We start from the raw sequence: 4,538 nt of genomic DNA, 5'->3' as shown, positions 1-4,538 counted from the left end.
CACCGGACGACGACGCCCGCCACTGCCCGCCGATGAAGAGCCCGGTGGGCACCTTGTCGAGTACTGCCTTCTCCTGGTCGGCGGTGACAGCCATACCTAGCTCCTTCGCGAAGTGTTCGGGGCGCGTCCCGAGGGGGACATTCCCGTTCACGCTAGACCCGGCGGAGAAAGGGTGTCCAGTGAAGGCTGCACGACCACGTGCCACCGGCTTTGGTCGACTGCACAAACTCCGGTCCGGGTATCCTCAGCGGGCGGCGATCACCGCCGCGTACAGCTCCCGCTTGCTGACCCGGCTGTCGGAGGCCACTGCGGCCACGGCGTCCTTCAGGCGCATCCCGCCCCCGATCAGCGTGTTGACCTCCGCGACGTGGTCCTCAGGGCGCGACGGCGGCGCCTCCGGCGCACCTGCGACGACGACGGCGATCTCCCCCCGCACCTCGGTGTCCTGGGCCCACTGCAGCAGCTCGAGGAGCGAACCGCGGACCACCTGTTCGTGCACCTTCGTCAGCTCGCGGGCCACTGCTGCCGGGCGGTCCGAGCCGAAGGCCTGCTGCAGCGAGCGCAGCATCGGTTCGAGGCGGTGGGGCGCCTCGAAGAACACCATGGTGCGGCGCTCCGACGCCAGGTCGGCCAGGCGCCCCGCGCGCACGCCGGGCTTCCGCGGCAGGAACCCCTCGAAGCAGAACCGGTCCGTGGGCAGGCCGGACAGGGCGAGGGCCGCGAGGACGGCCGAGGCTCCGGGCACAGCCGTCAGGTCGAGCCCCTCCCCGACGGCCGCCTCGACGAGCCGGTAGCCCGGATCGGACACCGAGGGCATCCCCGCGTCCGTCACCATCAGCAGCGTGGCGCCGTCCCGCACCAGGTCGAGGAGTTCGGGCGTGCGCTCCGCCTCGTTGTGTTCGTGGTAGCTGATGACCCGGCCCGTGACCGTGACTCCGAGTGCCTGCACCAGGCGGTGCAGGCGGCGGGTGTCCTCGGCCGCGACGACATCGGCCGACCGGAGCAGTCCGATCAGGCGCTCCGTCGCATCCCCCATGTTGCCGATCGGGGTCGCCGCGAGGACGATACGTCCGCGCCCGCTGCCGTCCCCGGCCGTGCCCCGGTAGGCGGCGGACGCACGCGCCGGTTCCTCGCCGGCGCTGTCCGGCAGCACCTCGGAGGACCCCCGGTCGTCCGGGGTCCCCTCCGGGTACCCGTCCTCGGACCCGGCGGGGTCCTCCTCGGTCAGGTCGGGGGCGTCGTCGCGTGGCTGGCTCACCGGACCAGCCTAGCCGCCGCAGTACCCGAGCCGTCCTGGACAGCCCGCCGGGCCTGCCGAGCACGCGGGGGCACCGCCGGTAGCATGACAGGGTGAGCCACACCGCCGTCCGCCCCCGAGGGGACAGTCCGACGTTCGGCGGAGCCCGGGTGGTCGCGCCGGCGCGCGCCTTCTCGCGGGACGCCCTGGCCGCCCGCCTCCTCGGCGCAGCCGCCCCGGGCGGGTCGGTGGCCTGGATCCTTCCCCTCGCCATGGCCCTGCTCGGCGGTGTCCTGCGGTTCGCCCGGCTCGGTGAGCCGGGATCCCTCGTGTTCGACGAGACCTACTACGTCAAGGACGCCTACTCGATGCTGCAGTCGGGCTACGAGCGGGAATGGCCGGAGAACGCCGACGACTCCTTCAACGCGGGCGACCCCGGCGTCCTCCTCGACGCCCCGAACTACGTGGTGCACCCGCCCGTGGGCAAGTGGATGATCGCCGTCGGCATGCTGCTGTTCGGTTCCGACAACGCGTTCGGCTGGCGCTTCTCCGCCGCCGCCGTCGGAACGCTGTCCGTCCTCCTGCTCGCCGTCGTGGCCCGGCGGATGTTCGGCTCGGCGCTGCTCGGTGCGGCCGCCGGCCTCCTCCTCGCCGTCGACGGCCACCACCTGGTGGAATCACGCACCTCTCTGCTCGACATCTTCCTGAGCTTCTGGCTCCTGGCCGCGTTCGCGGCGCTCCTCCTGGACCGGGACGACGGACGACGGCGCCTCGCCCGCCGCCTGGCCTCGATCGTCGGGCGGAACGACGACGGGAGGGCGACCCCCGCCCAGCTGTCCTGGGGCCCCTTCCTCGGCCTCCGGCCCTGGCGCCTCGCCGCCGGCGTCTGCCTCGGGCTGGCCCTGGGCACCAAGTGGTCGGCCCTGCCGTACATCGCGGCGTTCGGCCTGATGACCGTCGCGTGGGACATGAGCGCCCGGCGCATCGCCGGGGTGCACCACTGGGTCCTCGGGGGCGCGGTCAAGGACGGGCTGCTCGCCTTCGCCTGCCTCGTGCCGGTGGCCGCGCTGACGTACCTCGGCACGTGGACGGGCTGGTTCCTCTCGGAGGATGCGTACGACCGCAGGTGGGCCGAGCGCAACCCGTCGGAGCAGTGGGGCTGGGTGCCGGACCCGCTGCGATCGCTCGCGGAGTACCACCGCAGCGCGTTCACGTTCCACCAGGGCCTCGGCTCGGACCATCCCTACGAGGCGTCCGCGTGGTCCTGGCTCGTGATGGGACGTCCGACGTCGTTCTTCTACGAGAAGCCGGCCGGCTGCGGCGAGGACGCCTGCTCGCAGGCCGTCACCGTGCTCGGCAACCCGCTGATCTGGTGGGCCGCGGCCCTGTCCCTGCTCGTGCTCGTGTTCTTCTGGCTCGGCCGCCGCGACTGGCGTGCCGCCGCGATCCTCACCGGCGTGGCAGCCGGCTACCTGCCCTGGTTCCTGTACCCGGAACGCACCACCTTCTACTTCTACGCGGTGGCGTTCGAGCCCTATCTCGTGCTGGCGCTGGTCTACTGCCTCGGCCTCGTGCTGGGGAGCCCTGCCGCGGATGCCGCCCGGCGACGGCGCGGTATCGTGCTCGTGGGGGTGTTCCTGGCTGCGGCCGTGGCCCTCTCGGCGTACTTCCTGCCCATCTGGACGGCAGAGATCATCCCCTACGACCAGTGGCGCATGCGCATGTGGCTGCCGAGCTGGATCTAGGCCGGGACCTCCCGGCCACCGGAACGAAAGCGAGCAATGGTGCGCGAAGCCATCACGGAACTCCTGGTCGACCTCCCGGCCACCAGCAACACCACCGACCTCCTCCTGAGGACCTACGACGCCGACCCGGCGAGGGCCCTGTTCGCCCTGCGATCCGACGGGCGGTGGCGGGACGTCCCGGCCTCGGAGTTCCTGGCGCAGGTGTCCGCGCTGGCCAAGGGGCTGATGGCGCGCGGCGTCCAGCCCGGCGACGCCGTCGCCGTGATGTCGAAGACCCGCTACGAGTGGACCGTCGCCGACGTCGCCATCTGGTTCGCCGGAGCGGCGACCGTGCCGATCTACGAGACGTCCTCCGCGCATCAGGTGGCGTGGATCCTCGAGGACGCCCGGCCCGCCGTCGTCTTCGTCGAGGACGGGCACAAGGCGGACATCGTGCGTGACGCCGCAGCCCGGGCGGGCCGGTCCGATGCGACGACGGTGGTGCGCCTGACCACCGAGGACCTCGGCGACGAGGCCACCCTCGCATCGTTCGGCGCCGCCGGTCAGGCCGTGTCCGACGGGGCGCTCGAGGCTGCACGCTCCTCCCGGGGCCTCGCCGACGCCGCGTCGATCGTCTACACCTCGGGGACCACCGGCAGGCCCAAGGGCTGTGTGATCACGCACGGCAACTTCGCGCTCTTCGCCGTCAACACCCTGGAGTTCCTGCCCGAGTTCCTGCAGCAGGAGAACGCGAGGACGCTGATGTTCCTGCCGCTCGCCCACGTGCTGGCGCGCGCCGTGCAGGTGGTCTGCTTCACCGGCGGCATCAAGCTGGCGCACTCCGGCTCCGCCGCGCAGTTGCTGGAGGACCTGACGACCTTCCGGCCCACGTTCCTCCTCGCCGTCCCCCGCATCTTCGAGAAGATCCACGCGACGGCCGGGCAGCGTGCCGCCGAGGCGGGCAAGGGCCGGCTCTTCGCCGCGGCGGAGCGCACCGCCGTCGCCTACTCCCGCGCCGTCGATGCCCGCGCACGCGGGGGCCGCGGGCCCTCGGCCGTCCTGCGGGCGTCGCACGCCGTGTTCGACCGCATCCTCTACCCCCGGCTGCGCAGCGTGTTCGGCGGCGAGGTCACCTACACGGTCTCCGGCGCCAGCCCGCTCAGCGAGCACCTCACGCACTTCTTCCGCGGTGCCGGCATCCTGGTGCAGGAGGGCTACGGCCTGACGGAGAGCACGGCGCCGTGCACGGTCAACACCGTTCCGCTCACGCGGGTGGGCTCGGTGGGCATCCCCATGCCGGGCACGAGCGTCCGGCTGGACGACGACGGCGAGGTCCAGGTCCGCGGTGCCGGCATCTTCGCCGGGTACTACCGCAACGAGCAGGCGACGGCGGAGGCCTTCACCGCCGACGGGTACTTCCGCACGGGCGACCTGGGCTCCCTCGACGAGGACGGCTTCCTCACCATCACGGGCCGCAAGAAGGACCTGCTGGTGACGGCGGGCGGCAAGAACGTGGCGCCCGGCCCCCTCGAGGAGACACTGCGGGAGAACCCGCTCGTGTCGCAGGCCGTGGTGGT

At 72.4% G+C, this 4,538-nt stretch carries 3 protein-coding genes; 2 read left to right on the top strand and 1 reads right to left on the bottom strand.

The window, feature by feature from the left end:
* Window positions 1-244: 244 nt before the first annotated feature.
* Window positions 245-1,036, bottom strand: a complete 792-nt coding sequence (rsmI, locus tag CVO76_RS03445) for a 16S rRNA (cytidine(1402)-2'-O)-methyltransferase (protein WP_244186291.1) — start codon at window positions 1,034-1,036, stop codon at window positions 245-247.
* 314 nt (window positions 1,037-1,350) lie between these two features.
* Between rsmI and CVO76_RS03440 the strand changes: the two genes are divergently transcribed.
* Entirely contained in the window at window positions 1,351-2,982 is a 1,632-nt protein-coding gene (locus CVO76_RS03440) for a dolichyl-phosphate-mannose--protein mannosyltransferase (protein ID WP_208740675.1), read from the top strand.
* A 39-nt stretch (window positions 2,983-3,021) separates the two neighbouring features.
* Window positions 3,022-4,538, top strand: a 1,517-nt coding sequence (locus CVO76_RS03435; protein WP_208741689.1) for an AMP-dependent synthetase/ligase, incomplete at its 3' end; no start/stop codon positions are given.

The organism is Arthrobacter agilis, from assembly GCF_002953615.1.
Lineage (GTDB): Bacteria > Actinomycetota > Actinomycetes > Actinomycetales > Micrococcaceae > Arthrobacter_D > Arthrobacter_D agilis_B.
Note: the sequence above shows the minus strand (reverse complement) of the source record. Positions and strands in the feature narration are given on the sequence as shown.

Excerpts from the sequence above, each read along its gene's own strand:
- rsmI (WP_244186291.1), bottom strand. The coding sequence starts at position 1,036 with ATGGGGGATGCGACGGAGCGCCTGATCGGACTGCTCCGGTCGGCCGAT.